Origin of the sequence: Cryobacterium gelidum, from assembly GCF_004403985.1 — a bacterium.
GTDB lineage: Bacteria > Actinomycetota > Actinomycetes > Actinomycetales > Microbacteriaceae > Cryobacterium > Cryobacterium gelidum.
This window is the reverse complement of sequence record NZ_SOHL01000016.1, coordinates 53,855-79,837: the sequence shown is the minus strand read 5'-3', so window position 1 is coordinate 79,837 and position 25,983 is coordinate 53,855. Positions and strand designations below refer to the sequence as shown.

Here is a 25,983-nt window from a genome sequence, read left to right as displayed (position 1 = left end):
GAAGTCCACTCTTAAGGCTCAGAGATCCGTACCAAGAATGCTCGTCATTCTGTTTGTAACGCTTCTCGCAGCCCTGTCTATGGCTACCTTCTCGGCGGGCAGTGCGCACGCCGACGAGGTAGGCACTGAGTACAACTTCACTCTCTCTGGCAACGTGAAGTTCAATGGTGAAGCCCTCGTCGGCGTGGCCATCGCCGTCGACGGCAACGGCTACAAGGCCGACACCGTGACGGATGCCGACGGCAAGTGGGCGATCGGCGTTCCCGAGAAGGGCACCTACGAGGTCACCCTCGACGAGGAAACCCTGCCGAAGGGCGTCGTCGTCGCCAAGGGAGGTAACGTTATCGATACGGAATTCGGCTTGACCGACCGCAAGTCGGTCAACTTCTTCCTCGGTGAAGGCACCCGCAACACGGTTAGTTTCTTCGACCAGTTCGTCAACCGCTTCGTGAACGGTTTGAACTTCGGCCTGCTGCTCGCGCTCGCGGCGATCGGGGTGTCGCTGATCTTCGGCACCACCGGCCTGAGCAACTTCGCCCACGCCGAGATGATCACTTTTGGCGCCCTGATGACTCTGGTCTTCTCGATCAACCTGGGGCTACCGATCTGGCTCGCCATTCTGATCGCCATCGCGCTCAGCGGCGTGCTGGGGTACGGCCTCGATGCGGTGATCTGGAAACCGTTGCGCCGCAAGGGCGTGGCAGTGATCCCCCTCATGATCGTGAGCATCGGCCTGTCGCTCGCCCTGCGCTACCTGTACCAGTACTTCTTTGGCGGCAGCACGAGCCAGCTCCCCGGGGCCGGAATGACCGACCTGAAGTTTGGTCCGATCTCGCTCTCCCCGATCGACCTGGCGAGCATGGGCATCAGCATCGTCGTGCTGCTCGCCGTGGCCTACTTTCTGCTGCGCACCCGCATCGGTAAGGCCACCCGTGCCGTCTCCGACAACCCCAGCCTGGCCTCGGCGAGCGGTATTGACGTCGACGGCGTAATCCGCATTGTCTGGGTGGTGGGCGCAGCCCTCGCCGGACTCAGCGGTGTGCTCTGGGCGTATTTTCGCCCGGGCGTCAGCTGGGACATGGGCTTTCAGATGCTGCTTCTCGTCTTCGCCGCGGTAACCCTGGGCGGTCTCGGCACGGCCTTCGGAGCCCTCGTCGGCTCCCTCATCGTCGGGCTCTTCGTTGAGCTCTCGACGCTCTGGCTGCCGTCCGACCTCAAGGTCGTCGGCGCCCTTGTTATTTTGATCCTGGTACTGCTGTTCCGGCCGCAAGGCATCCTGGGTCGCAAAGAGAGAATTGGTTAGGGGTTCACATGGACTGGGGAGCAATCTTTAGCAACGCTGCCGTCGAGCTGATCAGCCCGACCACTGCCGCCTACGCACTCGCCGCCCTCGGGCTCGCCGTGCACTTCGGATACACCGGCCTGCTCAACTTCGGCCAGGCCGGGTTCATGGCTCTCGGAGCCTACGGCTATGCGATCTCGATTCTGACCTTCGGGTTTCCTGTCTGGGGCGCCTTTCTGGTCGGCGTGGGCGCGTCCGTTGTCTTCGCGTTGATCCTGGGTATTCCTACCCTGCGACTGCGGGCGGACTACCTGGCCATCGTGACGATCGCGGCCGCGGAGATCGTGCGGTTGTTGTTCACAACGAACACCTTCGCCTCGGTGACCGGTTCGGCCAACGGTTTGAGCGGATACAAGAATGAATTCGCGGCGCTGAACCCGCTCGCTGAGGGCAGCTACGGGTTCGGCCCCTTTGAGAACAACGCCTATGACACCTGGTTGCGCATCGTTGCCTGGTCGATTGTGATTCTGGCGGCTTTGTTGGTCTGGCAGGTGATGCGCAGCCCGTGGGGCCGCGTCATTAAAGGCATCCGGGAAGACGAAGACGCCGTGCGCGCGCTCGGCAAGAACGTCTACGCCTACAAAATGCAGTCACTCGTTTTCGGTGGCGTGCTCGGCACCATCGCCGGCATGATCTTTGCCCTGCCGCGAGCGGTCGTGCCGTCGAACTATCAGACGACGCTGACCTTCTTCATCTACGCCATTCTCCTGCTCGGTGGTGCCGCGACGGTGCTCGGCCCGATCATCGGTTCGATGATCTTTTGGGTGCTCCTGTCGTTCTTCTCCGGTTTTGTCGCCCGGGCTGTGGAGGCGGGCTGGTTGCCGTTCATGACGGCCATCCAGGGCGGACAGCTACGTTTCATCCTGGTAGGAGTGGCGATCATGTTGATCGTCATCTTTAGACCGCAAGGCATCTTCGGTAATAAGAAGGAGTTAGCTTTTGTCCGCTAACGCTGTTCCCCAGGGTTCGACGGCTCCACTGGAGCCGCCCGTCCCTTCCCAGAAGCCGATCAAAACGACCGGCCTACACATCGGTGAAGCTGAACCGGGCTGTGCGAAGGTCGACCCGATTCTCGTCGTCGACAACGTTCGCCGCACTTTCGGTGGGCTCACCGCCGTCGACGTCGAGCACGTTGAGGTTCCGCGCGGCGCGATCACAGCGCTCATCGGCCCCAACGGCGCCGGCAAGACGACCCTGTTCAACCTGCTGACCGGCTTCGACAAGCCCGATGACGGCAAGTGGACCTTCGACGGCCGCTCCCTCGCTGGCGTTCCGGCGTACCGGGTCGCACGCATGGGCCAGATTCGTACGTTCCAGCTGACCAAGGCGCTCGGTCTGCTGACCGTCATGGACAATATGTTGCTCGGCGCCAAGGGCCAGACCGGCGAGAACATGTTCCGTGCGCTGCTGCCCTTTCTCTGGCGCAACCAGGAAGAGGAGAACCGGGCCAAGGCGCTCGATCTTCTCACCCGGTTCAAGCTCGATACCAAGAAAGACGACTACGCGGCGAGTCTCTCCGGTGGGCAGCGCAAGCTGCTCGAAATGGCGCGGGCGCTCATGAGCGACCCGACCCTGGTCATGCTCGATGAGCCGATGGCCGGCGTCAACCCCGCTCTGACGCAGTCGTTGCTCGACCACATTCTGAACCTCAAGTCCCAGGGCATGACCGTTCTGTTCGTGGAGCACGACATGCACATGGTGCGCCATATTGCCGACTGGGTGATTGTGATGGCCGAGGGCAAGGTGGTCGCCGAGGGCGACCCGCACGAGGTCATGAAGAATCCAGCCGTGATCGATGCCTACCTCGGGCAACACCACGACGAGGACATCGGCGAAGACCTCGGTGCCGAAGCAGAAAACGTGGTAGCCATGAAGGAGTTGCTCGATGACGAACGCTGACCCACTGGCCCCGCCGGCGCCGACCGAGACCCGGGAAGCTGTCGTCGAGGTCAAGAACGTCACCGCCGGCTACGTCACCGGCGTGAACATTCTCAACGCCTGTTCGCTCACCGCCTACGACGGCGAACTGATCGGCATCATCGGCCCGAACGGCGCCGGCAAATCGACGCTGCTCAAGTCGATCTTCGGCCAGGTGAAGGTGCGCGACGGCGAAATTCTGCTGCGCGGCAACAACATCACCAACCTCAAGGCGAACAAGCTGGTCGCGCAGGGTGTGGGGTTCGTACCGCAGAACAACAACGTTTTTCCCACACTCACCATTCGCGAGAACTTGGAAATGGGCATCTTTTTGAAGCCCAAGGGCCTCGTGGAACGTCTCGCGTTCGTCACCGAGATCTTTCCCGAGCTCGGCAAGCGCATGTCCCAGCGCGCGGGGTCCCTCTCGGGCGGCGAACGCCAGATGGTCGCCATGAGCCGCGCGCTCATGATGGGCCCACACGTGTTGCTGCTCGACGAGCCGAGCGCCGGCCTCTCCCCCGTGCGCCAGGACGAAGCCTTCCTGCGCGTGAAAGAGATCAACAAGGCCGGTGTGACCACGATCATGGTCGAGCAGAACGCACGTCGCTGCCTGCAGATCTGTGACCGCGGTTATGTACTCGACCAGGGGCGCGACGCCTACACCGGCACCGGACGTGAGCTTTTGAACGACCCCAAGGTGATCGGCCTGTATCTGGGCACCCTGGGACAGGATTAGCGCCCAACCCCCTTCACAGGCCAACAGCGGCGTCCGGGACATTCCCGGGCGCCGCTTCTGCGTGTGTGCCCTGCCTCGTGAGCGGATGCCGGTTGCCGGGTTGCCCGCAGCACGCACGTAGAAGGGCCCCGGCAGAAGCCGGGGCCCTTCACCTCATGCAGTGGAGCTAGTTGGTACGGGCGTACTTGTTTTCTGCATCGAACTTATAGATGCCGATGGTTGCACCGGTGGGGTCGCCGTTCTCATCGAACGTGATCGGACCGGAGAAGCCGTCATAGTTGACTTGCTCACCGGCCTTCAACGCTGCAGCAGCGGCCTTGAAGTCGGTGACCGTAGTGCCGTCGCCGGTTCCGCCGGAGACCTGTCGCAGGTAGCTCGCAATCGACTTGCCCGACACGTCGTTGCCCGCATAGGCCGCCAGAGCGATCAGGACGACAGCATCGTACGACTCGGCTGCGTAGCTGAAGTCGGTCAGCGTCGGGGTGATTTCGAGCAGGCGACTGGTGAAGTCACCGAGGGATGCGGTGTCCAGGCCGGGCAGCGTGCCTTGGGCACCTTTGATGAGACCCGGCGCGAAGTCGGCGCTGTAGTCGGAGACGTTTCCGTCGACGAAGTACAGCTTGTCGCCCGGGAAGCCGGTGGCTACCAGGTCGGGAACGATGACCTTGGCCTGGTCGAACGTGATCAGGGCGATCGCGTCGGGATCCTGAGCCGTGACCTCGGCGATTTGAGCCGTGAAGTTCGGGTCGCCCTCGTTGAACAGCGCCGTCGCGACGACTTCGCCGCCGCCGGCGGTGAATGCGTCACCGACGTACTTGGCCAGGCCGGTTCCGTAGGCGTCGTTCAGCACGATCAGGCCGAGGGTGGCGTTGCCGTCTTCAGCAATCAGGTTGCCGAGCACTTCACCCTGCAGCACATCGGAGGGCGCCGTGCGCCAGTACAGGCCGTTATCGGCGTACGTGGTGAACGCGTCCGAGGTGTTGGCCGGGGAGAACTGCACGACTCCGGCACCGGTGATCTGGTCGATCACGGTTTTGGAGACACCCGATGAGGCCGCACCGACGATCGCGGTGACGTCCTGCGACAGCAGGTCGGTCACGGAGACAGTGGCGGTGTCGGTCGTGGTATCGCCCGAGTCGCGGAAGATTGCTTCCACGTTGATGCCGAGGCCGGCCTTGTTGATGTCATTGACCGCGAGCTGAACACCCGCTTCTTCGGGCGGGCCGAGGAAGGCCAGTCCACCACTCTGCGGGAGGATGGTGCCGATCTTCAGGGACAGATCACGATCACCAGCCTCGACCGTCTTGAAGTCTGCAGCAGTACCCGCAGCGGGGGCTGCCGATTCTGAAGGCGCCGTAGCAGCGCCGTTGCTGCAGCCGGTGAGCAAAAGGGCGCTTACGCCGATGAGGGCGACGCCGGTAACGAGGGTACGAACTGAGCGGGAGGCCGAGGCCTTCGCGAAAACGCTCATGTTGCTCCTTGATAGTAAAAAGGGGGTAAGTCTGGTCAGCCGGTTGACTGCCGTGGTGTCAGAGTAGGCAATCAACGGCCCAGAAACCTCCCTCTTCGTCTGAGAACACCGCAAAGCGACCAAATCGTTACGAACGACGGCCAGTAATGCCTTGATAATCGATGTTTCCCGTCTCCGCCAGGGCAAGCACACACTCCCCCCACGAGGTGCAGACGGCGCTTCCAGCAGTGACCTGGGGCCAGCCCGCTTCGATCGAGGCGCCACCGTCGTCCCCGGTGATGGCGGCTGCGAGGGCAGCCGTCACCACCCCGTCGTAGGCTTCAGCACCGCCGGCTGTTGCGGCGATTCCCGGGTCAGCGGTCGTCAGGCGGGCTGTGAACGCTTCGTCGGCGGCGAGCGGTGTACCGCCGTTGGCGAAATCACTCAGGGCCACGATGGCGGCGTTGCCAACGGAACCTTCAGCATCCGTCGGCAGCGCTGTCGTTGCGTCCCACAGCACCAGGTCGACGCCGCGCGCCACGAGATCGGCGTAGGAGGCGGCAAGATCGCCGGCCGAGTTGCGGTGAATGAGCTGCACGGGCTGGAATGGCGCGGCCTGGCCGGCCAAAATATCGCGTAGCGCGACTTCCGCGCCCGCCACTTGGGCGGCACCGCTTGCGGCGTTGACCCCCGTCATCGGAAACAGCGTGCCGATGCTCAGGGTTCCGTCGCCGGTCGGAGCCGGACCAGCGACCGGGACAGCGACCGGGGCAGCGAGCGGCGCGGCGACCGGCGCAGCCGTACATCCGGCGAGGGTCACTGCGCCGAGCAGTACGACAGCGAGGAGCGTGCGACGGAGCATCTGAGTCCTTTGGAGCTGTATCGCCGCGAGTGCGAGCTGTCGAACCAGCGTATCGGCTGGTCAGGCTGGTTCGAGGGACCCTCGACGCGGAGCCTTACCCGAAACGACCATGTCGACCGTCAAGAGGATCAGCGCAACCCAGACCAGACCAAACCCCGCAAAGCGTTCCACCGGCATCGCCTCATTCAGAATAAACACACCCACGAGAAACTGCATGACGGGGGCAACGAACTGAATGAGTCCGAGCACCGTGAGCGGTAATCGTCGTGCGGCGGCCGCAAAGAGCAGCAACGGAACCGCTGTGATGACACCGGCCGCGAGCAGGCCCGCGGTGTGCCAGGGCGAAACGGTGCCGAAGGTGAGGCCGGACATTCCCGAGACGACGACGAGTTGCACGACGGCGACGGGGGCGAGCCAGGCAGTTTCGAGGGTGAGGCCGGTGACTGCGTCGACGCTGTGCCCGACCCGTTTTTTGATCAGTCCGTAGAATCCGAAAGAGAACGCGAGGATGAGGGAGATCCACGGGAGCGACCCGTAACCCACGGCGAGTACCACCACGGCCAGAAAGCTGATGCCGATGGCCACCCATTGCAGCCGGCGCAGACGTTCGTGCAGCACGAAGACGCCCAGCAACACCGTGACGATCGGGTTGATGAAGTAGCCGAGAGACGCTTCGACAACGTGACCCGTGGTCGCGGCGATCACGTAGGTCTGCCAGTTGATGAAGATGAAGACCCCGGCCAGTCCCATGATCCAGACCAGGCGCGGCTGGCGAAGCGCCCGCCCCAGTACGGCCCAGGTGCGGGTGAGTGTGATGATCAGGGCGCAGAAGACGAGGGAGAACAGCACCCGCCAGGCCACGATCTCAAAAGCTCCCGACGGGGCGAGAAGCAGAAAGTACAGGGGCAGCACACCCCAAAGGCCGTAGGCGAAGCCGCCGAAGATGAGGCCGGTACGGTGGGTGGACCGTGCCGCCATTTCGGCTGGTACGGCGGCATCAGTCATAGTGTTTTCTCCTGCGGAACAGAACATGCGCAAACAAAAACTCCCGGATGGCGGTGCCATCCGGGAGTTTCAGTCTAAAGACTAGGTAGTGAAGAACCTACTTAGCGAACGACCACGGCGAGCACGTCGCGCGCGGAGAGAACCAGCAGGTCATCGCCACCGAACTTGACCTCGGTTCCGCCGTACTTGGAGTAGATGACCTTGTCGCCGACGGCGATGTCGAGAGGGACGCGGTTGCCGTTGTCGTCAATACGGCCGGGGCCGACAGCAACAACTTCGCCCTCCTGGGGCTTTTCCTTCGCGGTGTCAGGAATGACCAGACCTGATGCGGTGGTCTGCTCGGCATCGACCTGCTTGATGACGATGCGATCCTCGAGCGGCTTGATGGAGACCGACACGGTTGACCTCTTTCTAAGATTTGGGTTAGCAGACTCACAGCGAGAGTGCCAAGTGAAGTTTAGGGGGCTTCTGGCACTCACGCAACGTGAGTGCCAGAAGGGGGGCCATTTTGGTAGCGTTGCAGCATGGATCGAACCGAACTCGTAGAGCTGCTTTCTCCCGCGAGTTTGCGGCTGCTGGACTCCCTGCCGCCCTACGACAGCAGCGGAGATGTGCTCAAGCTCGTGAGCGAGCTGCGCAAGGCCGGGCACGCTCCTGGCCTGGTGTCGGCCGTACTGAGCCAGTCACGGTTGCGGGCGAAGGCCTCGGCCAAGTTCGGCGAATTTGCAGAGCGGATGCTGTTCACCGATGCCGGCCTGGAACAGGCAACCCGGTTGCGCGTCGCCGCGCTGCACGCCGGCCGGTTCGCGGGTCTTGGGGCCGCCCTCGGCCGACCACCGCGGGTCGCCGACCTCGGCTGCGGGATCGGCGGCGATGCCATGGCCTTCGCTGCGATGGACCTGCCGGTTGTCGCCGTCGACGCCGACGAGGTGACGGCGACCGTGGCGAGCTTCAATCTGGCTCCGTTTTCCAACGCGTCGGCGTTGCAGGCCGACGCCGAAACGGTCGACCTGAGCAATTTTGACGCGGTCTGGCTCGACCCGGCCCGCCGCACGAGCGGGCACAGCAATACGACCCGGCTGACTCGCTCCGAGGACTACTCCCCCTCGCTCGACTTCGCCTACCTGATTGCGACGACGCTGCCGCTCGGCATGAAGCTCGGCCCCGGACACGATCGCGACCAGATTCCCGTCGATGCCGAGGCCCAGTGGGTGTCGGTCGATGGGCAGCTGGTGGAGATGGGGCTGTGGTTTGGCGCTCTCGCGCGGTCCGGCATCCGTCGTTCGGCACTGCTGCTGACAGCGGGGGGCGTTCAGGAAATGACAGCACCCGCCGACAGCGAAGACGCCCCGGGGGGCGAACTCGGCAATTACGTGTACGAACCAGACGGCGCGGTGATTCGAGCGCGCCTGATCGGCGATCTGGCCCGCTCGCTGGATGCTCGCATGCTGAGCGAGGGCATCGCCTATCTGACCAACGACACGCTCACGCCGACGCCGTTCGCGAGCGCGTTCCGCGTACTCGAGACGCTCCCGTTTGACGAGAAGAAGCTGCGACTTGCGCTGCTGGAGCGCCGCATCGGCACGCTCGAAATCAAGAAGCGCGGCGTTGATGTCGACCCGGCGACGCTGCGCACCCGGTTGAAGCTCAAGGGGCCGGAGTCGGCGACGCTGATTTTGACGCGGGTGGCCGGACACCGCGTGGCGCTGCTGGTGGAGCGCGTGCGCTCGCTGGAGAGCTAGAGCAGTGGCAGCACGGTCTGGCTGATGTAGACCACCCAGCCGGCCGCGAGGAGAACGCCAGCGATTCCGCTCACGAGTCCGCTGCGCCAGAGGGTGCGTGCCCGGTTCTCGGTGGTGCGCGCGATCAGCGCGAGGGTGATCGCAACGAGCGCGAGCGGCAGGCCGAACACACCGATCACGCCGAGGATGAGGCCGATCAGACCGCAGATCACGGAGGCGACCGCGAGGTGGCGACGGCCGGTGATGCGCTGCACCTCCGCCTCGGTGTAGGCGTATGGCACGAACTCGGTGGGAGCGGTGATCGTCGACGCCCAGTCCAGCTGGCTGCCGGGAGGCGCGGGGGCGCGGGTGTAGTCCAGATGCGCCGTGGTGTCAGCGTCCTGGTGTGGTGTAGTCATGGCTATCCTCTGGCCGCGAGCTGGACGGTCCGGCATCGGTCACGATCCGTCGGCCGGTCGCATTCGGGCGGCCGCGCACGGGCCGCCCGGTGCGTGGCTAGTTGTAGTAGTTCGATCCGGTGGTGGCGGCGCCGATGAACACGGCGATGAAAATGATGGCGGCGATGAGACCGAGGGCCAGGCCGAGGTAGCCGACGACCAGGCCCCCAAGAGCGAGGCCGCGGCCCTTTTCGCCGGTCTTCTTGATCTGGCTCATGCCGATGTGTCCGGTAATCACGCCGACGAGCGAAATGCCGAGAATTGAGGTCACGAGCGAGATGATCGACAGGACGTTGAACTTGTCCTGTGGGTTCTGCTGCCCATAGGGGTTCTGGCCGTACGCGGGCGGCTGGCCGTAAGCCGGAGCCTGGCCATAGGCGGGAGCCTGGTCATAGGCGGGAGCGGCCGGAGTGGCCGACGCAGGGTAGTCCGGGTAGGCGGGGCCGGCCGGGGTGGCCGGCGGCGCGCCGGAGTCGGCAGGCTTCGAATTTGTCGGGTCTACGGGGGGCTGGGTGGGGTCAGACATCTGCGATCTCCTTAATGTTTTCGTTCCGTGGTCGCAGGCCAGAATATCGCCTGAGCCTGCGCTACGCAGACTTTAACGGCAGATCAGACCTGAATCTGACCGACCGGCAGGGTGGAGTCGGCGCCGAATTCCAGCGTCGAGGGCTCGTGCCCGGCCATGATGAGCTGCGCGCCGAGCGCGGCGATCATGGCACCGTTATCGGTGCAGAGCGAAAGGGGCGGAATGCGCAGGACGACGCCGGCAGCATCCGTTCGGGCGGTGGCCACGGCGCGCAGCCGGGCGTTGGCGATGACGCCGCCACCGAGCAGCAGGCGCGGTACGCCGTAATCGGCGCACGCGGCGAGGGCTTTGCGGAGCAGAATGTCGACGACTGCCTCCCGAAAACTCGCCGCCACATCGCTGATCGGCACCGGTTCACCGGCATCCTGCCGCTGTTCGACGAAGCGCGCGACCGACGTCTTCAGGCCTGAGAACGAGAAGTCGTAGCGGTGCGCGGCCATGTCCTTGGGTTGGCTGAGTCCACGCGGAAAGCGGATGGCCCTCGGGTTGCCGTCGGCGGCCACCCGGTCGATCTGCGGCCCGCCCGGGTAGGGCAGCGACAGCAGGCGGGCGACCTTGTCGAAGGCCTCGCCGGCGGCGTCGTCGATCGTCTCGCCCAGCAGCTCGACGTCGCTGACCAGGTCGCGCACGAGCAGCAGCGAGGTGTGGCCGCCGGAGACGAGCAGGGCGATCGTCGGGTACTCCAGCGGTTCGGTGTCACTCGTGTCGGTGTCGCTGCGCAGCAGGTCGGCACCGACGTGGCCGACGAGGTGGTTGACCGCGTAGATCGGCTTGTCGAGGGCGACGGCGAGCGCCTTGGCGGCGCCGACACCGACCATGAGGGCGCCGGAGAGGCCCGGCCCGCAGGTGACGGCGATGGCGTCCAGGTCGGCCAAGCGGATGCCCGCCTCTGCAACGGCCGCGTTGATGGCCGGCACGAGCTCGTCGAGGTGTGCCCGCGCCGCGATCTCCGGCACGACGCCGCCGTAGCGGGCGTGCTCGTCCATCGAACTCGCGATGGTATTGGAGAGCAGAACGGTTCCGCGCACGATGCCGATGCCGGTTTCGTCGCACGAGGTCTCGATGCCGAGCACGAGGGGATCGGTACGGTTCATGAGTGCACGGTTAGTGCCGGTGTGGTGAGCATAGATTCCAGTTCGGGAATATTGAGGCGCATGACGATGGCGTCGACGTTGTCGGGCTGGTAGTAACCGCGTCGCATCCCGACCTCGATGAATCCGAGGCGTTCGTACAGGCGTTGGGCGCCTGGGTTGTCGGCCCGCACCTCGAGAAAGATCAGCCGGGCGCCGCGCTTGCGGGCCTCGCTGATGAGCGCCTGCATAAGCGTTCGGCCGAGGCCGCGCGCGCGCGCCGCGTCGGCAACGGCGATGGTCTGGATGTCGCCCTCGGTGGCTCCCCGCGGCGCGAGCAGCCCGGCGTAGCCCTCGACCCGGGTGGGATCGTCCGGTGGGAACGCCACGAGGTAATAGCAGGCCGGGTCGCCGAGGTCGCGTGCCATCATGGTCGCCGACCAGGCATCGTTCTCGAAGATGCTGGTTTCAAGCTGCATGATTGCCGCCAGGTCGACCTCGTGCGCGCGGCGCAGCTGCCAGGTCATCGGCTGACCCGCTTGGGACCGGCGGAGAGTGTGACGTCGGGCGAACGCAGGTAGAGCGCCTCATTGGCCGCGAACGGGCGTCGGTGGGCATGGGTCAGTTCGGCGACCATGCCGAGTTCTCCCGCCGACACCGTGGCGGCGTCCAGGCGCAGCCAGCCCGCGTGCAGCCAGTTCGGGTCGTCGAGGTCAGCCGGTTTGGCCAGGCCGGGCGAGCCGACGCGCACGGGCAGACCCGCGGCATCCGCGTGCGAATAGGCACTCCAGTAGATTTCGCGGCGCCGGGCGTCGGTGACGACGACGAGCGGGCCGGTGTGGCCACGGCGGTAGTGCCCGTAGGCGATGGCGTCGTGGCTGATCACCGGTACGAGCGGCTTGCCGGCGCCGAGGGCGAAGACGCGGGCCGACGCGATGCCGACGCGCAGGCCGGTAAACGGGCCGGGGCCCATGCCGCCGACCACGCCGGAGAGTGCCGCGGGCGCGATGTTCGCCTCCCGGAGGCACTCCAGAATGAAGGGGCCGACGATTTCGGCGTGACGCATGGTGTCGGCTTCGCCGCGTTCGGCGAGCACCCCGCGGTCCAGGTCGACGACGGCCACGCTCGTGCCGGCGGAGGTATCGATGGCAAGTAGCACCCGTTCAGCCTAGGCGCTGTGGCACGCGGCGGGCGCGGGCGACATCAGGTCACAAAGAGTACGACGGCGGCCGTCAGCGCGACGATCACGAGGATCGCTCGCAACACGGGGGCCGAGAGTCGGCGTCCGATCCGAACGCCGAGCCACCCTCCACAAGCAGACCCGACGCCGATCAGTACGGCAATCATCCAGTCGACGGTGCCGCTCGAGATGAAGATGATCGATGACACGAGGTTGGCCATACCGGCCAACACGTTCTTGGCACCGTTGGCCCGGTGCATGTCGGTGGACCAGAGAATGCCCAGCAGCGCCAGCAACACCACACCCTGAGCCGCTCCGAAATATCCGCCGTAGACCCCCGTGCCGAGGATACCGAGCACAAGACCGAATGTGATCGGCCGGGTGTCGGTGGAGACGCCTTCCGGAGCCTTCCGCCGAACGTATCGCGCCACACGAGGCTGAACTGCCGAGAGCAGGGCGGCGATCACCAAGAGAAACGGCACGACCTGGGAGAAGGCGTCCTCGGGCAGCACAAGCAGAAGCAAACCGCCGGCGACCCCACCGACGGCCGAAAACACGGCCATCCAGGCCACCGGCCGCCATTCGGACTTGAGCTCCCGGCGGTAACCGTAGACCCCCGCGATCGATCCGGGAACCAGACCGACGGTGTTCGACACGTTCGCCGTGATCGGGGGGATCCCCAAGGCCAGCAGCGTGGGAAAGGTGATGAGCGTTCCCGCGCCGGCCACCACGTTGATGATGCCCGCGGCAATGCCAGCGACCAGGATGATGGCGCCTTCAAGAAGAGTCATTTACTCAGGGTTCCCTGCGTTCGAGTGTTCAACGGCTACGTCGCCGACAACGGGCACTAGTGAACACGCTAGACCAACGCCAGACGGGCCCAGCGAGGGCCGTGACCGGCCAGGGTCACGGTGCGCGGCTCGTCCAGGTCGTGATCCAGATCGAGAACTGATGCTGCGGCATTCGTTTCCGACGTCACGAGCGCCCGGCCATGCGGCCGCTCGATCTCGATATCGAGCCAGGACTCGGTGATGCCGTCGAGCAGCCCGCGGCCCCACTCGACCACGACGATGGAGTGGGCGAAATCGATGTCGAGGTCGTCGAGTTCCATGGCACTGTTCAGGCGGTAGGCGTCGACGTGCACGAACGGTGGCCCGCCGACGAGGCTTGGATGTGTGCGTGCAAGCACGAAGGTCGGACTGGTCACCGCCCCACGCACCTGCAGTCCCTCGCCGAGGCCCCGCGTGAGGGTGGTCTTGCCAGCACCGAGCGGTCCGGTGAGTACGATCAGGTCACCGGGTTGGAGGGTGCCAGCGAGGTCGATGCCGAATTGGTGCATCGCCGCGGCATCGGGAATGGTGCGGTGAAGCTCAGCCATTGAGGTGCTTCCGAGTCACCCGGTGCCCGATGCGGGTCACGATCTCGTAGTTGATCGTGCCGGCGGCGTCGGCCCAGTCGGTCGCGCTCGGCGCTCCGGTGACCGGGTCGCCGAACACCACGACCTCATCGCCGACGGCCACGCCGGGGTTGTCGGCACCGAGGTTGACCACGAACTGGTCCATCGCCACCCGCCCGACAACCGGGTAGTTCGCGCCGTGAATGTGCACGAGTGCCGTGCCCGATGCCTGCCGCGGAATACCGTCGGCATAGCCGAGCGGCACGAGCACGAGCGTGGAATCATGCGGTGCCCGCCATAGATAGTCGTAGGAGACACCGGCGCCCGCGCTCACCCGGCGCACGTGGGCCACCCGGCCGCGCAGGGTCATGGCCGGAACCAACCCGAGGTCGGCCGAGGTCGCATCAGCGAACGGCGACAGTCCGTAGAGGGTGATGCCGAACCGCACCATGGAGAAGCGGGCAGCCGGCAGGCGCAGCGCCGCCGCCGACGAGGCCACATGCACCAGCGTCGGCGTCAGGCCGGCCGCGCGGGCGGCCTCAACCCCGCGTTCGAAACACTCCAGCGCCTGCTGGTCGTCGAACGCGGAAGCGTTGGCGAGGTGGCTCATCACACCCTCGACGCGCAGCAATCCGACCCGCTCGAGTGCGGCAGCGAGCGCAAACACCGCGGCCCAGTCGTTTTCGTGCACGCCGTTGCGGCTGAGGCCGGTTTCCAGTTTCAGATGAACGGATGCGGCCCGGCCGAGTTCTGTCGCGGCATCCGCGACCTGTTGCACCTGTCGCAAAGACGACAGCCCGAGGGTGACGTCATCGCCGATAGCGGCACTGAAATCGGCGTCGGGGTCATGCAGCCACGCCAATATCGGTGCGTCGATGCCAGCGTCACGCAGGGCCAGGGCCTCGTCGATATCGGCGACGCCGAGCCAGTCGGCGCCACCGGCGAGGGCGGCGCGCGCTACCGGAACGGCACCGTGGCCGTAGGCATCGGCCTTGACCACCGCCATCGCGTGCGGAGTGCCGACGAGTTGGCGCAGGTACGCCATGTTGCTGCGGATCGCGGCGAGGTCGATCACGGCCTCGCGAAACCCGGTCACTTCTCCCCCTCGGCGACGACGAAGGCGCAGGCCACGCCGGCGTCGTGGGTCATGGTGACGTGCACGCGGCTGATGCCACGATCGGTCAGAGCGGCCAGGGCCGCCCCGCTGAGCCTGAATTCAGGGTTGCCGTGCGGGTCGTTCACGATTTCCATCTCTTGCCAGGTAGCCCCTGCGCTGTCGCCGAGGGCCTTGATCAGGGCCTCCTTGGCGGCGAAGCGCGCCGCGAGGGAGTGCGTCGGCAGACCGCGTTCGCTCGGGGCGAACAGCCGGGGTACGAGGCGCGGGGTGCGCTCGACCTGGCGGGTGAACCGCGCCAGGTCGACCACGTCGACGCCAATACCCATGATCACCGTGCCGCCTCGACCAGCATTACTCGACCGTGACGGACTTCGCCAGGTTGCGCGGCTGGTCGACATCGAGCCCCTTGGCGATGGCGAGCTCCATGGCGAACATCTGCAACGGCAGCACGGCCAGCAGTGGCTCGAACAGGGGCGCGGCCAACGGAATGTGAATCACGGTGTCGGCAAACGGCAGCACGGCGGCGTCGCCGACCTCGGCGATGGCGATGATGCGGGCACCGCGGGCACGGATCTCCTGAATGTTGGAGACGACCTTCGGGTGCAGGTGGGCGGAACCGCGCGGGCTCGGTACGACGACGAACACCGGCTGGCCGGGCTCGATCAGTGCGATCGGACCGTGCTTGAGTTCACCGGCGGCGAAGCCTTCGGCGTGAATGTAGGCGAGTTCTTTGAGCTTGAGCGCCCCCTCGAGCGCGATCGGAAACCCGACGTGGCGGCCGAGGAACAGCACCGCGCGGGTGTCGCTCATCCAGCGGGCGAGCTGGCGCACCTCATCTTCGACGCCGAGGACGGCCTGGATCTTCTCCGGCATGGCCTGCAGTTCGGCGACCTGCACGGCCTGGTCGGCCTCGGTGAGGCTGCCGCGCACGCGGGCGAGGTGCAGCGCGAACAGGTAGAGCGCGGTGATCTGGGCCACGAAGGCCTTGGTCGACGCCACGGCCACTTCGGGGCCGGCGTGCGTGTAGATCACGGCGTCGGATTCGCGCGGGATGGTCGCGCCCTGCGTGTTGCAGATCGAGATCGCCTTGGCGCCGAGCGACATGGCGTACTTGACGGCCATGAGCGTGTCCATGGTTTCACCGGACTGGCTGATCGAGATCACCAGGGTGTGGTCGTCGAGCACCGGGTCACGGTATCGGAACTCGTGGCTGAGTTCCACGTCCACCGGCACCCGCGCCCACTTTTCGATGGCGTACTTAGCGGTCTGCGCGGCGTAGGCGGCCGTTCCACACGCGACGATGACGATGCGACGGATGCCCGCGAGCACATCATCGCCGAATTCGGTCAGTTCCGGCACGACCACGTGGCCGTCGATGATGCGCCCGCGCAGGGTGTTGGCGACGGCATCCGGCTGCTCGGAGACTTCCTTGGCCATGAAGCTGGACCAGCCGCCCTTTTCACTGGCGGAGGCGTCCCAGGCGATGTCGAACTCTTCGGTCTCGACGGGGTGACCGTCGAAGTCGGTGACGGTGACGGCATCCGCCGTGATGGTGACGATCTGGTCCTGGCCGATGGCGACGGCGCGGCGGGTGTACTCGACGAACGCGGCAACGTCGGAGCCGAGAAAATTCTCGCCGTCGCCGAGGCCGATGACCAGCGGCGAGTTGCGGCGGGCGCCCACGACGACGCCGGGCTGGTCCTGGTGCACGGCGAGCAGCGTGAACGCGCCGTCGAGGCGGGCCACGATGGCGCGGAAGGCCTCGCCCAGGTCGCCGACACGCTGGTACTCGCGGCCGAGCAGCACCGCGGCGACCTCGGTGTCGGTTTCGCTCAGAAAGGTGAAGCCTTCGGCGAGCAGTTCCTCGCGCAGCACGGCGAAGTTCTCGATGATGCCGTTGTGGATGAGGGCGAGCTTGTTGTTGTCACCGAGGTGCGGGTGGGCATTGCCATCGGTGGGGCCGCCGTGGGTGGCCCAGCGGGTGTGACCGATGCCGGTCGTGCCGTTATTGATGGGGTGGGCCTTCAGCTCATTGGTCAAGGCCGCGAGCTTGCCGGCCTTCTTGGCGGTGTTGAGCACACCGAAATCGTCGATAACGGCGATCCCGGCGGAGTCATACCCGCGATATTCGAGCCGTCCGAGCCCGCCCATGAGAACATCAACGGTCTTGTTGCTTCCGACATAACCCACGATTCCGCACATGGAAGTCAATTTTAGTCGGACTAAGCTTGGGACAATGTCCGATCCGGTGCTGACCCCTGTAGTGAACGGTCACGGTACCCCCTTCGTGGAGCTCGACCGAGCGGACTGGGCGGCCCTCGCGCCGACCACCCTGCTCCCGCTCAAAGAGACCGAGATCGTGCAGTTGCGTGGCATCGGTGAGCCGCTCGATATCAACGAGGTGAAGGATGTCTACCTTCCGTTGAGCCGCTTGCTCAACCTCTACGCGGCGAATGCGCGCACGCTGCACCGTGCGACAAGTGGGTTTCTGGGAGAACGTGCCCGCCCCACGCCGTTCGTGATCGGTGTGGCCGGTTCGGTCGCCGTCGGCAAATCGACCGCTGCACGGCTGCTGCGCAAGATGCTCTCCCGCTGGGAAGACACCCCCCGGGTTGAGCTCGTCACGACCGATGGCTTCCTGTTTCCCAATGCAGAGCTGAACCGCCGGGGTCTGATGGAGCGCAAGGGATTTCCGGAGTCCTACGATCGACGCGCCCTGCTGCGCTTCGTAAGCGCGGTCAAGAGCGGTGCCCCCGAGGTGCGCTCACCGTTCTACTCGCACCTGAGCTACGACATCGTGCCGGACGCCCAGATCGTCGTGCGCCAGCCCGACATCCTCATCGTCGAGGGACTCAACGTGCTCCAGCCTCCCGGGCCCGGCCACGGCCTCTCGGTGAGTGACCTGTTCGACTTCACCATCTATGTGGACGCCCGCACCCAGGACATCGCCCGCTGGTACGAGGAACGTTTCCTCAAGCTGCAGCGCGGGGCGTTCGCCAACCCCAACTCGTTCTTTCACCGCTACGCCGAACTCACCGAAGAGGAGGCCCGCGCCAGGGCGCGCAGCATCTGGACCAGCATCAATGAGCCCAACCTGCTGCAGAACATCCGTCCCACCCGCTCCCGTGCCACCCTGGTTCTGCGCAAGGACCCGACGCATGCCGTCGCGAAGGTGCTCCTGCGTAAGGTCTGACCCGCTCCGGACGCGGTGCACGCGTGGCCTGGGCGCCAGCCGATGACGGGGCGCACCGACGAACTGACGCCCAGCCATCCACCTGCGCCCGGAAGTGCTAGAGGGCCAGGCGCTCGCGCACGACGTCGGCCAGGGCGTGCGCCAGGCGGTCGGCGGTGGGCTGGTCGGCGGCTTCCACCATGACGCGCACCATGGGCTCGGTGCCGGAGGGGCGCAGCAGCACCCGGCCGGTGTCGCCCAGTTCGGTTTCCGCGGCGAGCACGGCCTGGGCGATGACCTCGTCGGCGCCGAGCGCCTTGTGGTCCACTCCGCGCACGTTGACCAGAATCTGCGGGTACACCGTCATGACGGATGCCAGTTCGGCGAGCGTCTTACCGGTGCGCGCCATTTCGGCTACCAGGTGCAGCCCGGTGAGGATACCGTCGCCGGTCGTGGCGAATTTGGTCATGATGACGTGACCGGATTGTTCGCCGCCAAGCGAGTACCCGTGGGCGTTCAGTTCTTCGAGCACGTACCGGTCGCCGACCTTGGTCTGCACCACGGTGATGTCGTTGGCCGCCATGGCTTTGCGCAGGCCGAGGTTGCTCATGACGGTCGCCACGAGTGTGCGATCCTTCAGCACCCCCCGCTCCGCCATCGACACGGCCAGGATCGCCATGATCTGGTCGCCGTCGACGATGTTGCCGTCGCGGTCCACGGCGAGGCACCGGTCGGCGTCTCCGTCGTGCGCGATACCGATGTCGGCACCGTGTTCGAGCACGGCCCGGGCGAGGTTGTCGAGGTGGGTCGAGCCCACGCCGTCGTTGATGTTGAGGCCGTCGGGGTCGGCGCCGATCACGGTGAGGCGAGCACCGGCATCCGTGAACACCTGCGGCGAGACGCCGGCGGCGGCGCCGTGGGCGCAGTCGAGCACAACGTGGATGCCGTCGAGGCGGTGCGGCAGCGTGGTGAGCAGGTGCACGACGTAGCGGTCTTCGGCGTCGGCGAAGCGACGGATGCGTCCCACGTCGCCGGCGATCGGCATGAGCGTGTCACGTCCGATGTAGGCCTCGATGCGGTCCTCGACGTCGTCGGGAAGTTTAGTTCCGCCAAAGGCGAAGATCTTGATGCCGTTATCGGGCGCCGCGTTGTGTGAGGCAGAAATCATCACACCGAAGTCGGCACCGATGTCGTTGATCAAGAAGGCCGCGGCGGGAGTGGGGATGACCCCGGCGTCGAGCACGTCCACACCGCTCGAGGCCAGGCCGGCCGACACGGCAGCGGTGAGAAACTCACCGGAAATTCGCGGATCACGGGCGACCACGGCAACGGGCCGCTGATCGGCGGCGAGCCGCGCCTGAGCGCGACGCCCCGTGGTGAGCACGGCGGCGCTGGCTTGGGCAAGGCTCAGGGCCAGGCCAGCCGTGAGATCACGGTTGGCCAGGCCCCGAACGCCGTCCGTGCCGAACAGACGAGTCATATCGTCGTCGGCTATCCGGTTAGCGCTTGCTGAACTGAGGTGCCTTACGGGCCTTCTTGAGTCCGGCCTTCTTACGCTCCTTGACGCGAGCGTCGCGGCTGAGGAAGCCGTTCTTCTTCAGGATGGCGCGGTTGTTCTCTTCGTCGATCAGGTTGAGCGAGCGTGCAATGCCGAGGCGAAGCGCGCCGGCCTGGCCGGACGGGCCACCGCCGGTGATGCGGGCGATGACGTCGTACGAGCCGAGCAGGTCGAGAACCTTGAACGGGTCGTTGATCAGCTGCTGGTGCAGCTTGTTCGGGAAGTAGTCGGCGAACTCGCGGCCGTTGACAACGATCGTGCCGGAGCCGGGGACGATGCGCACGCGGGCGATGGCCTGCTTGCGACGGCCGACGGCTGCGCCGGGAACGTTGAGGACGGCGCGGGGCGCCTTGGTTACGGTTTCGGCCGGAGTCTCGGTGGAGTAGCTCTCCGGAGCCTGGTCAATCTGGTCTGCGATCTTCGCCACGATGATGGGAATCCTTTTTATCTAAGAGTCGAGAAGTCTGGTTGCCGGCGCTACTGCGCGACCTGGCTGAGGGTGTACGGCGTGGGCTGCTGAGCGGAGTGCGGGTGCTCAGGGCCGGCGTAAACCTTCAGCTTGGTGAGCTGGGCGCGACCGAGCGAGTTCTTCGGCAGCATGCCGCGAATCGCTTTTTCAACCGCACGGGTCGGGTGCTTCTCGAGCATCTCGGAGTAGTTGGTCGCCGTGAGGCCGCCCGGGTAACCCGAGTGGCGGTAAGCGATCTTCAGGTCGAGCTTCTTGCCTGTGAGGGCAACCTTCTCGGCATTGACGATGATGACGAAGTCGCCACCGTCCATGTGCGGGGAGAAGGTGGCCTTGTGCTTGCCGCGCAGCAGGATTGCCGCGTGGCTGGCCAGACGTCCGAGAACGATATCGGTGGCATCGATGACAACCCAGTCGTGCTGGAGTTCGCTTGCCTTGGGGGTGTAAGTGCGCGTCACTAGTGTGCTGCTTTCTTCTTTTTCGAACGGAGGTGTTCGTGAATCCCGCTCCGGGCTTGTTCCCCTGAGAAATACTTCTCATGAGGAGAACACTGTCGATGGAGGGCTCACGTTCGGGTGCCGCGCTGCAACGCACAGACACCAAGGATCAACGATAGTCGGCCCCGACCGCGGACGCAACCTGGGTCAGAGTTCACTCCGCGACAACGACCGGCAGTGAGCGCCGGTTGCGGGTATCAATGGCGCGCTGCGCCAGTGCGGCGTCGTCGGGGTAGCCCACGTCGATCAGCGTGAGGCCGTGCGCCTGCATCACCTTGAACTCGCTGATGCGGTGATTGTCAAAGTGCAGGGTGGCGAGGGTGCTGCCGTCGAGGCGCCCCTCCCCCACAGCCACGCAGGCGCCGACCATGGCGCGCACCATGCTGTGGCAGAAGGCATCCGCCTGGATGGTGGCGATAATGAGGCCGTCGTCGTCGCGGTGCCAGCGAAAGTCCTGCACGGTGCGAATGGTCGTCGCGCCCGGGCGCGGCTTGCAGTAGGCCGCAAAGTCGTGCAGGCCGACCAGGGTCGCCGCAGCCGCCTGCATCGCGGGAAGATCGAGTTTGAACGGATGCCATGTGGTGCGCAGGCGCTGCTGCGGGTCGCGCAGGGCGAGCGGATCGGCGATGCGGTACTCATAGCGGCGCCACATGGCCGAGAACCGGGCGTCGAAACCGCCGGGTACGACCGTGGCCCGGCGCAGCACGATGTCGGGCTTGGTCACGAGGATCCCGCCGAGGCGACGCAGGATGGCGGTGCCGAGATCGACCGGGGGGCGATTTCCGGTGCCGCGCTGGATGCGCACCAGGGAGTGGGCCTGTTCGGCGGTGAGGTCGAAATGGGCGACCTGCCCGCGGGCGTGCACCCCGGCATCCGTTCGGCCGGCGACGATCAGGGTGGGGTGCGGGGGAAAGCTTTGCAGGATGCCGGCGAGCCCGTTTTCGATGTCGGCCTGCACGGAGCGAAAGCCCGGCTGGCGGGCCCAGCCGGTGAAATCGGTGCCGTCGTAGGCGAGGTCGAGGCGGATGCGCGTGGAGCCGAGCGCTGCATGAGCGGCGCGGGGCACAAAAAGATTCACGAGGGTAAGCCTAGGTGGCACGCGCGGGTTATCGTTGATGGCGGCCTTTGGTCCACCCCCAAGATGAGTGCCAAAGAAATCTCGTTCCCCATGCCTCGTTCCCCCCTGTCGTTCCCGTTCACCGGGAGGACTCGGTCGACGACCGCCGCCATCGGGCCCGAAAATGCCCCCGTGCTCGGGCCACGCGACGCCCCCGCTATTGCACCCAGTGGCGGTCGTCTGGCCGGTCTCGACGGCTTGCGTGCCCTCGCCGTCATTGCCGTTGTGCTCTACCATTTCTTCCCGGCGATACTGCCCGGTGGTTTCATCGGCGTCGATGTTTTCTTTGTGATCAGTGGTTTTCTGATCACCGGGCTGCTTGTCTCCGAGCACACGCGCACCAGGCGCATCTCGCTCGGCCGGTTCTGGCAGCGGCGGGCCCGACGCCTCGTCCCCCCGCTGATCCCGGTGATTCTGATCAGCTGCACCCTCGCATTTCTGATTGACGGCGATGTTCTGGTCGGTCTCGGCGCGCAACTGCTCGGGGCCACCACCTTCGGCTACAACTGGGTGTCGATCGCCAACGACGCGAGCTATTTCAGCGTCAACGAGCCCGAGCTGCTGCGCAACCTGTGGTCGCTCGCGGTGGAGGAGCAGTTCTACCTGGTCTGGCCGCTGCTCCTGCTGGCCGTGCTGTTGATTCGCCGCCCGTGGGTGCGGCTTGCCCTGGTCATCGCGCTGTTTCTCGCCTCGGCCCTGTGGATGGGCGTGCTGTACCAGCCCGGCGCCGACCCGACCCGGGTCTACTACGGCTCCGACACGCATAGTTTCGGTCTGTTTGCCGGTGCCGCCCTGGCCCTGTTGCTGCGTCGCCCGAGCGACAAGCGCGACGAGCTGCCCCGGGTGCGCCCGTGGCTGGGCGCAGCGGCAGTGCTCGCGATCATCGCCTTCGCGCTGTGGCTACCCGAAGACGGTGCCGCGACCTACCGCGGCGGCCTCGTCGCGGTGAGCCTGGCCACCGCCGTGGCCATCTGGGCCGGCGTGCGCGGTGGCCGGTTCGGACGTTTACTCGACGCGACGCCGTTGCGCTACCTCGGTGAGCGCTCCTACGGCATCTACCTGTGGCACTGGCCGGTGCTCGTGCTGGTGCAACTGCTCTGGCCCACGTCCTCCCCCTTCGGCAGCGTGCTGCCGATCGGGCTGCTGGCCGCGGTCATCACCCTGACTCTGGCCGGCGCCTCGTACCGCTGGCTGGAAATGCCGATCCGTCGGGTGGGCGTGCGCGGCACCATCCGTCGGGTCGGGGCGCTCTGGACCGGCCCGACCCGACGCCGCCGCCTGGTCGCCGCGACGGCCGTGCTGTCGGTGTTGCTGGTCGGGGGCACCACGGCCGCCGTCGTCGCTGCACCGGCACAGACCTCGGCGCAGTCACGCATCGAACGCGGCCAGCGGGCAATGGATGCTGCGGCGCGAGCCACGCGGGTCGCGGCCGCCGAGGCGGCCCGCCAGGCCACGGCAGCCCCCGCCCTGACCGACGGCCCGATCACGGCCATCGGCGACTCGGTCATGCTCGCCTCGGCTCCGGAATTGCAGGCCACCTTTGCGGGAATGACCATTGACGCCTCGGTCTCCCGCGGCATGTATTCCGCCGATGAGATCGTGCTGGCGCTGAAGGCGGCGGGTCAATTGCAACCGGTCGTCGTGATCGGGCTCGGCACCAACGGTCCCATCACCGTCAACGAACTCACGAAGATTCTGAGCGTTCTCGGGCCTCACCGGCAGCTCGTGCTGGTCAACGCCTATGCCGAGCGGGACTGGACCGACGGCGTCAACACCACGCTGGCCGAGTTCGCGGCGGGTAATCGCCGGGTCGAACTCGCCAACTGGCACGACACGATCGCGGGGCGCCTCGACCTGCTGGCCGGCGATCATGTGCACCCGGGTCCCACCGGGGGCCAGCTCTACGCCGACGAAGTGCGGGCGGCGCTGGTCCGTCTCGCGGCGGTCCCACCGTTGCCGGACACCAGCTGGCTGTTGCGTAACCCCGACGCACCGCGCCCGCCGCCCTACCGCTGAGGATCAGAACGCGAGCACGTAGGCGAGCTCCCGGTTGGTGGCGAAGAATCCCATGCCCGTGTAGAGGTCGAGCGCACCGGTCGGGCTCGCTGCGTCCACATCGAGGGTGGCGCGTTCGTGCCCGGCGGCGCGGCTGGCGGCCAGCTGCGCTGCCAGCAGGGCCTGCGCGATGTGCCGGCCGCGCCATCCGCTCAGCACGCCGACCAGGCCGATGTAGCTGCTGCGGTACCCGGCCGCGGCCCAGTCCTCTTCGTTGACGCTGGACATGATGAAGCCGACGACGTGCTCACTGCCGTCAGGCTCGGTGCCGAAGGCGACGAAGGAGAGTTCGTCGACGAACGAGCGGCCCGTGACGTAGGCGTTCCAGCTTTCGTCGGGCAACGGCTGGCTCGACCAGTGGTCCATGAAAGCGGTATCACGCGCAGCGTGCACGGCATTCGACAGCTCTGCCGTATAGCCAGCCAGACGGATGCCGTCGCCCACCACAACCTCGCGAATGGGGTCGGCGAGCATGCGGTCGAGCGACAGAAAGTATCGCGCGCAGACCAGGCCGGCGGCTTCGTAGAGACGGCCGTTCTGCGGGGCACGCTCGTCACACGAGGTGCAGATCCAGCCGGGCAGCGCTTTGTGCGAGGTCGCCAGTTGCTGACGGCCGCGGGCAACCTGCCAGTTCAGCAGCGCGCGACCGATTCCTCGCCCGCGCATCGTGGGGAGTACCCCGCCGGTCAGGTTGGATTTCACGAGCGTTTCCTGCCCCACCTGGAGCAATACCAAGCCGTGGGCCACCATGCCACCATCAGCGTCGAGGGCGACGAGCGTGTCGGTGCCGACATCGACGAACGAGAAGGCGAACACCTCGCCGACTTCCTCCCGCTCGAGCACGTAGTTGGGGTGATCGGCCCGGCCGATCGCTTTCTCGAGCTCCCAGATGGCGTCGATATCGGCGGGCGTCGCCGGGCGCCACAGTGCGATATCGACGTGCGTGGGAAGGGGCAGCTGCGCGGGCACGGTCACGCGCGCAGAGAGGGGACTCGTGTGATCGGTCATGCTTCACCCTAGCCACGCGGCCCCGAATATTGCCGCCGCATCCGCCACGGGCGCCCTGCTCGTCGTGATGGGCAACCTCTACCCGTAAAAATCACCGACCGGCGCAATGACCGAACACTCACCCGAGATGACCACCGAAGCCAAAGGACTGATTGGCCAGGCCGGATGGGTGAAGAGGTGCGGCGCACAGGGCGCCGGCCACATCCACGTCGTCGACGTGCGCGCCAGCGACTACTTCGGGCCGGAAGTCCCTGGCCCTGCACACCTTGGCAAGTCATTCTTCACAGCAGTCCCGCGCTCAAAAACTGCACACGTGGTCGGTAAACCGCAGCTCGCGCACAGCTGGAGTTACTTGCCCGACATCGTGACCACGCTAATCGCCACCACTCCCGTGGACGTTTGGGACTTCTGCCCTGGAGGCGCACTCGTCTTTGCGCGCACACGTTCGATCAGCGCCAAACTCTCAACAACGTCGAATTACCAATGGATCAAGAGATTTGCAGCCCGCCGTTGATGTCGTAGGTGGCCGCCGTGATGTACCCCGCCTCCTCCCCCACGAGAAACGCCATCAGAGCAGCAATATCGTGCACAGTGCCCACGCGTCCCACCAGGATGTCGGCAGACATCTCGTCCTTACGCTTGTCCGTCAAAGTGCCACCCATGATGTCCGTGTCCACGGGCCCCGGAGCGACGCAGTTCACGGTGATGCCGTGCTGTCCCATTTCTCGGGCCAAACCGCGCGTGAAACCGATTATGCCGGCCTTTGACGCACTATAGGCAACCTTGGAGAAGGTTCCACCGCCACGTTGGGCCGAGACCGACGACACGCTTACGATGCGACCGAGTTTGCGCTCAATCATTCCCCGGAGTACGCGCTGCGTGACGACAAAGGTGCCGGTCATGTTGACGGAGAAGACGCGCTCCCAGCCCTCGATCGTTTCGTCCATGAACTCCGTGGGCGAACTGATCCCGGCCAGGTTCGCCAAGGCCACGATGGGTGGCAGCGACGCTTCAACTTCATCGATCGCAGCGTCGACCGATGCTTGATCGGAGACATCCGCCCCCAATCCGATCGCCCGTACCGAGCGCTGCGAGGAGATTTCGGCGGCCGCCGCCTGCGCTGCTGCACCGTCGATATCGAGTATGGCGATCGACCAGCCGAGGCTGGCGAGTTTGTCGGCGGTGGCACGGCCGATGCCACGCGCTGAGCCAGCGCCGGTGACGACGACGGTTCGTTCGATCGGAAAAGATGTGGTGATCGTCATGATGT

The 25,983-nt window shown here is 65.8% G+C and carries 28 protein-coding genes; 8 read left to right on the top strand and 20 right to left on the bottom strand.

Going from position 1 to position 25,983, the window contains the following annotated elements; genetic code table 11:
* Positions 1 to 37 precede the first annotated feature (37 nt).
* Genes E3T50_RS10695 through E3T50_RS10680 form a run of 4 tightly spaced genes read left to right on the top strand, consistent with a single transcriptional unit; the run spans position 38 to position 3,995 of the window.
* Positions 38 to 1,303 carry a branched-chain amino acid ABC transporter permease gene (locus E3T50_RS10695; protein WP_134463436.1) on the top strand — a complete coding sequence of 422 codons (1,266 nt, stop codon included), beginning with the start codon at positions 38 to 40 and terminating at the stop codon, positions 1,301 to 1,303.
* A gap of 8 nt (positions 1,304 to 1,311) precedes the next feature.
* On the top strand, positions 1,312 to 2,292 hold the full coding sequence (locus E3T50_RS10690; protein WP_134551802.1) for a branched-chain amino acid ABC transporter permease: 981 nt from the start codon (positions 1,312 to 1,314) through the stop codon (positions 2,290 to 2,292).
* A gap of 28 nt (positions 2,293 to 2,320) precedes the next feature.
* Complete coding sequence (locus E3T50_RS10685; protein ID WP_174844752.1) at positions 2,321 to 3,241, top strand: ABC transporter ATP-binding protein; 921 nt, start codon at positions 2,321 to 2,323, stop codon at positions 3,239 to 3,241.
* Positions 3,228 to 3,995, top strand: a complete 768-nt coding sequence (locus tag E3T50_RS10680; protein ID WP_134551800.1) for an ABC transporter ATP-binding protein — start codon at positions 3,228 to 3,230, stop codon at positions 3,993 to 3,995. The genes E3T50_RS10685 and E3T50_RS10680 overlap by 14 nt, the downstream gene beginning before the upstream one ends.
* Positions 3,996 to 4,161: 166 nt before the next feature.
* On the opposite strand, the gene E3T50_RS10675 is transcribed toward E3T50_RS10680, so the two are convergent.
* From E3T50_RS10675 to groES, 4 genes are all read right to left on the bottom strand, one after another.
* On the bottom strand, positions 4,162 to 5,466 hold the full coding sequence (locus E3T50_RS10675; RefSeq protein ID WP_134551799.1) for an ABC transporter substrate-binding protein: 1,305 nt from the start codon (positions 5,464 to 5,466) through the stop codon (positions 4,162 to 4,164).
* 127 nt (positions 5,467 to 5,593) lie between these two features.
* Complete coding sequence (locus E3T50_RS10670; RefSeq protein WP_134551798.1) at positions 5,594 to 6,307, bottom strand: ABC transporter substrate-binding protein; 714 nt, start codon at positions 6,305 to 6,307, stop codon at positions 5,594 to 5,596.
* Positions 6,308 to 6,367: 60 nt separating this feature from the next.
* Positions 6,368 to 7,312 carry an EamA family transporter RarD gene (gene rarD / locus E3T50_RS10665; RefSeq protein ID WP_241990871.1) on the bottom strand — a complete coding sequence of 315 codons (945 nt, stop codon included), beginning with the start codon at positions 7,310 to 7,312 and terminating at the stop codon, positions 6,368 to 6,370.
* 101 nt (positions 7,313 to 7,413) lie between these two features.
* Complete coding sequence (gene groES, locus E3T50_RS10660) at positions 7,414 to 7,710, bottom strand: co-chaperone GroES (RefSeq protein ID WP_092107311.1); 297 nt, start codon at positions 7,708 to 7,710, stop codon at positions 7,414 to 7,416.
* Positions 7,711 to 7,836: 126 nt separating this feature from the next.
* Between groES and E3T50_RS10655 the strand changes: the two genes are divergently transcribed.
* Positions 7,837 to 9,054 carry a class I SAM-dependent methyltransferase gene (locus E3T50_RS10655; RefSeq protein ID WP_134551797.1) on the top strand — a complete coding sequence of 406 codons (1,218 nt, stop codon included), beginning with the start codon at positions 7,837 to 7,839 and terminating at the stop codon, positions 9,052 to 9,054.
* On the opposite strand, the gene E3T50_RS10650 is transcribed toward E3T50_RS10655, so the two are convergent.
* From E3T50_RS10650 to glmS, 10 genes are all read right to left on the bottom strand, one after another.
* Complete coding sequence (locus E3T50_RS10650) at positions 9,051 to 9,452, bottom strand: DUF4190 domain-containing protein (RefSeq protein ID WP_134463422.1); 402 nt, start codon at positions 9,450 to 9,452, stop codon at positions 9,051 to 9,053. The two genes, E3T50_RS10655 and E3T50_RS10650, sit on opposite strands and share 4 nt — an antisense overlap.
* Positions 9,453 to 9,549: 97 nt before the next feature.
* On the bottom strand, positions 9,550 to 10,017 hold the full coding sequence (locus E3T50_RS10645; protein ID WP_134551796.1) for a DUF4190 domain-containing protein: 468 nt from the start codon (positions 10,015 to 10,017) through the stop codon (positions 9,550 to 9,552).
* An 83-nt stretch (positions 10,018 to 10,100) separates the two neighbouring features.
* Complete coding sequence (gene tsaD / locus E3T50_RS10640) at positions 10,101 to 11,171, bottom strand: tRNA (adenosine(37)-N6)-threonylcarbamoyltransferase complex transferase subunit TsaD (RefSeq protein ID WP_134463418.1); 1,071 nt, start codon at positions 11,169 to 11,171, stop codon at positions 10,101 to 10,103.
* Positions 11,168 to 11,674, bottom strand: a complete 507-nt coding sequence (gene rimI, locus E3T50_RS10635) for a ribosomal protein S18-alanine N-acetyltransferase (RefSeq protein ID WP_134551795.1) — start codon at positions 11,672 to 11,674, stop codon at positions 11,168 to 11,170. The genes tsaD and rimI overlap by 4 nt, the downstream gene beginning before the upstream one ends.
* Complete coding sequence (gene tsaB, locus E3T50_RS10630) at positions 11,671 to 12,306, bottom strand: tRNA (adenosine(37)-N6)-threonylcarbamoyltransferase complex dimerization subunit type 1 TsaB (protein ID WP_134551794.1); 636 nt, start codon at positions 12,304 to 12,306, stop codon at positions 11,671 to 11,673. The genes rimI and tsaB overlap by 4 nt, the downstream gene beginning before the upstream one ends.
* 44 nt (positions 12,307 to 12,350) lie before the next feature.
* On the bottom strand, positions 12,351 to 13,118 hold the full coding sequence (locus E3T50_RS10625) for a sulfite exporter TauE/SafE family protein (RefSeq protein WP_134551793.1): 768 nt from the start codon (positions 13,116 to 13,118) through the stop codon (positions 12,351 to 12,353).
* A gap of 68 nt (positions 13,119 to 13,186) precedes the next feature.
* On the bottom strand, positions 13,187 to 13,705 hold the full coding sequence (tsaE, locus tag E3T50_RS10620; protein WP_134551792.1) for a tRNA (adenosine(37)-N6)-threonylcarbamoyltransferase complex ATPase subunit type 1 TsaE: 519 nt from the start codon (positions 13,703 to 13,705) through the stop codon (positions 13,187 to 13,189).
* Positions 13,698 to 14,768 carry an alanine racemase gene (gene alr, locus E3T50_RS10615; RefSeq protein ID WP_134551865.1) on the bottom strand — a complete coding sequence of 357 codons (1,071 nt, stop codon included), beginning with the start codon at positions 14,766 to 14,768 and terminating at the stop codon, positions 13,698 to 13,700. Before alr ends, tsaE begins: the two co-directional genes overlap by 8 nt.
* Positions 14,769 to 14,815: 47 nt before the next feature.
* Positions 14,816 to 15,172, bottom strand: a complete 357-nt coding sequence (locus E3T50_RS10610) for a holo-ACP synthase (protein WP_134463408.1) — start codon at positions 15,170 to 15,172, stop codon at positions 14,816 to 14,818.
* A gap of 19 nt (positions 15,173 to 15,191) precedes the next feature.
* Entirely contained in the window at positions 15,192 to 17,042 is a 1,851-nt protein-coding gene (gene glmS, locus E3T50_RS10605) for a glutamine--fructose-6-phosphate transaminase (isomerizing) (protein WP_134551791.1), read from the bottom strand.
* A 34-nt stretch (positions 17,043 to 17,076) separates the two neighbouring features.
* Here glmS and coaA point away from each other — a divergent pair, with 34 nt between their 5' ends.
* Entirely contained in the window at positions 17,077 to 18,033 is a 957-nt protein-coding gene (gene coaA / locus E3T50_RS10600) for a type I pantothenate kinase (protein WP_134463404.1), read from the top strand.
* 97 nt (positions 18,034 to 18,130) lie between these two features.
* Here the strand turns inward: coaA and glmM are convergent, their stop codons facing one another.
* The 4 genes from glmM to truA all read right to left on the bottom strand — a co-directional run bounded on the left by glmM (position 18,131) and on the right by truA (position 21,611).
* Positions 18,131 to 19,492 (bottom strand): phosphoglucosamine mutase, encoded by a 1,362-nt coding sequence (gene glmM, locus E3T50_RS10595; RefSeq protein WP_134551790.1) that lies wholly within the window; start codon positions 19,490 to 19,492, stop codon positions 18,131 to 18,133.
* Between the two features lie 19 nt (positions 19,493 to 19,511).
* Positions 19,512 to 19,997 (bottom strand): 30S ribosomal protein S9, encoded by a 486-nt coding sequence (rpsI, locus tag E3T50_RS10590; protein WP_104083754.1) that lies wholly within the window; start codon positions 19,995 to 19,997, stop codon positions 19,512 to 19,514.
* A gap of 50 nt (positions 19,998 to 20,047) precedes the next feature.
* Complete coding sequence (rplM, locus tag E3T50_RS10585; RefSeq protein WP_104083755.1) at positions 20,048 to 20,494, bottom strand: 50S ribosomal protein L13; 447 nt, start codon at positions 20,492 to 20,494, stop codon at positions 20,048 to 20,050.
* Between the two features lie 193 nt (positions 20,495 to 20,687).
* Positions 20,688 to 21,611, bottom strand: a complete 924-nt coding sequence (gene truA, locus E3T50_RS10580) for a tRNA pseudouridine(38-40) synthase TruA (RefSeq protein ID WP_241990870.1) — start codon at positions 21,609 to 21,611, stop codon at positions 20,688 to 20,690.
* A 90-nt stretch (positions 21,612 to 21,701) separates the two neighbouring features.
* Between truA and E3T50_RS10575 the strand changes: the two genes are divergently transcribed.
* Entirely contained in the window at positions 21,702 to 23,666 is a 1,965-nt protein-coding gene (locus tag E3T50_RS10575) for an acyltransferase family protein (protein WP_241990869.1), read from the top strand.
* A 3-nt stretch (positions 23,667 to 23,669) separates the two neighbouring features.
* Here E3T50_RS10575 and E3T50_RS10570 read toward each other — a convergent pair whose 3' ends face one another.
* A complete protein-coding gene (locus E3T50_RS10570; RefSeq protein WP_134551787.1) occupies positions 23,670 to 24,713 on the bottom strand; it encodes a GNAT family N-acetyltransferase in 1,044 nt (347 codons plus the stop codon).
* Between the two features lie 127 nt (positions 24,714 to 24,840).
* Between E3T50_RS10570 and E3T50_RS10565 the strand changes: the two genes are divergently transcribed.
* Entirely contained in the window at positions 24,841 to 25,227 is a 387-nt protein-coding gene (locus E3T50_RS10565; protein ID WP_134551786.1) for a Rossmann-fold NAD(P)-binding domain-containing protein, read from the top strand.
* Here E3T50_RS10565 and E3T50_RS10560 read toward each other — a convergent pair.
* Positions 25,202 to 25,978, bottom strand: coding sequence for an SDR family NAD(P)-dependent oxidoreductase (locus E3T50_RS10560; protein ID WP_134551785.1), 777 nt, complete (start codon positions 25,976 to 25,978; stop codon positions 25,202 to 25,204). The two genes, E3T50_RS10565 and E3T50_RS10560, sit on opposite strands and share 26 nt — an antisense overlap.
* Positions 25,979 to 25,983: the final 5 nt, after the last annotated feature.

What these genes read in the sequence shown, in the direction of transcription:
- E3T50_RS10680 (WP_134551800.1), top strand. Translation starts at nt 3,228, where the DNA reads ATGACGAACGCTGACCCACTGGCCCCGCCGGCGCCGACCGAGACCCGG.
- E3T50_RS10570 (WP_134551787.1), bottom strand. Translation starts at nt 24,713, where the DNA reads ATGACCGATCACACGAGTCCCCTCTCTGCGCGCGTGACCGTGCCCGCG.
- E3T50_RS10690 (WP_134551802.1), top strand. Translation starts at nt 1,312, where the DNA reads ATGGACTGGGGAGCAATCTTTAGCAACGCTGCCGTCGAGCTGATCAGC.
- E3T50_RS10675 (WP_134551799.1), bottom strand. Translation starts at nt 5,466, where the DNA reads ATGAGCGTTTTCGCGAAGGCCTCGGCCTCCCGCTCAGTTCGTACCCTC.
- tsaD (WP_134463418.1), bottom strand. Translation starts at nt 11,171, where the DNA reads ATGAACCGTACCGATCCCCTCGTGCTCGGCATCGAGACCTCGTGCGAC.
- glmM (WP_134551790.1), bottom strand. Translation starts at nt 19,492, where the DNA reads ATGACTCGTCTGTTCGGCACGGACGGCGTTCGGGGCCTGGCCAACCGT.
- alr (WP_134551865.1), bottom strand. Translation starts at nt 14,768, where the DNA reads ATGGCGTACCTGCGCCAACTCGTCGGCACTCCGCACGCGATGGCGGTG.
- E3T50_RS10695 (WP_134463436.1), top strand. Translation starts at nt 38, where the DNA reads ATGCTCGTCATTCTGTTTGTAACGCTTCTCGCAGCCCTGTCTATGGCT.
- E3T50_RS10560 (WP_134551785.1), bottom strand. Translation starts at nt 25,978, where the DNA reads ATGACGATCACCACATCTTTTCCGATCGAACGAACCGTCGTCGTCACC.
- glmS (WP_134551791.1), bottom strand. Translation starts at nt 17,042, where the DNA reads ATGTGCGGAATCGTGGGTTATGTCGGAAGCAACAAGACCGTTGATGTT.
- tsaE (WP_134551792.1), bottom strand. Translation starts at nt 13,705, where the DNA reads ATGGCTGAGCTTCACCGCACCATTCCCGATGCCGCGGCGATGCACCAA.
- E3T50_RS10645 (WP_134551796.1), bottom strand. Translation starts at nt 10,017, where the DNA reads ATGTCTGACCCCACCCAGCCCCCCGTAGACCCGACAAATTCGAAGCCT.
- rimI (WP_134551795.1), bottom strand. Translation starts at nt 11,674, where the DNA reads ATGACCTGGCAGCTGCGCCGCGCGCACGAGGTCGACCTGGCGGCAATC.
- coaA (WP_134463404.1), top strand. Translation starts at nt 17,077, where the DNA reads ATGTCCGATCCGGTGCTGACCCCTGTAGTGAACGGTCACGGTACCCCC.
- E3T50_RS10625 (WP_134551793.1), bottom strand. Translation starts at nt 13,118, where the DNA reads ATGACTCTTCTTGAAGGCGCCATCATCCTGGTCGCTGGCATTGCCGCG.
- E3T50_RS10670 (WP_134551798.1), bottom strand. Translation starts at nt 6,307, where the DNA reads ATGCTCCGTCGCACGCTCCTCGCTGTCGTACTGCTCGGCGCAGTGACC.
- E3T50_RS10655 (WP_134551797.1), top strand. Translation starts at nt 7,837, where the DNA reads ATGGATCGAACCGAACTCGTAGAGCTGCTTTCTCCCGCGAGTTTGCGG.
- rarD (WP_241990871.1), bottom strand. Translation starts at nt 7,312, where the DNA reads ATGACTGATGCCGCCGTACCAGCCGAAATGGCGGCACGGTCCACCCAC.
- E3T50_RS10650 (WP_134463422.1), bottom strand. Translation starts at nt 9,452, where the DNA reads ATGACTACACCACACCAGGACGCTGACACCACGGCGCATCTGGACTAC.
- E3T50_RS10575 (WP_241990869.1), top strand. Translation starts at nt 21,702, where the DNA reads ATGCCTCGTTCCCCCCTGTCGTTCCCGTTCACCGGGAGGACTCGGTCG.
- E3T50_RS10565 (WP_134551786.1), top strand. Translation starts at nt 24,841, where the DNA reads ATGACCACCGAAGCCAAAGGACTGATTGGCCAGGCCGGATGGGTGAAG.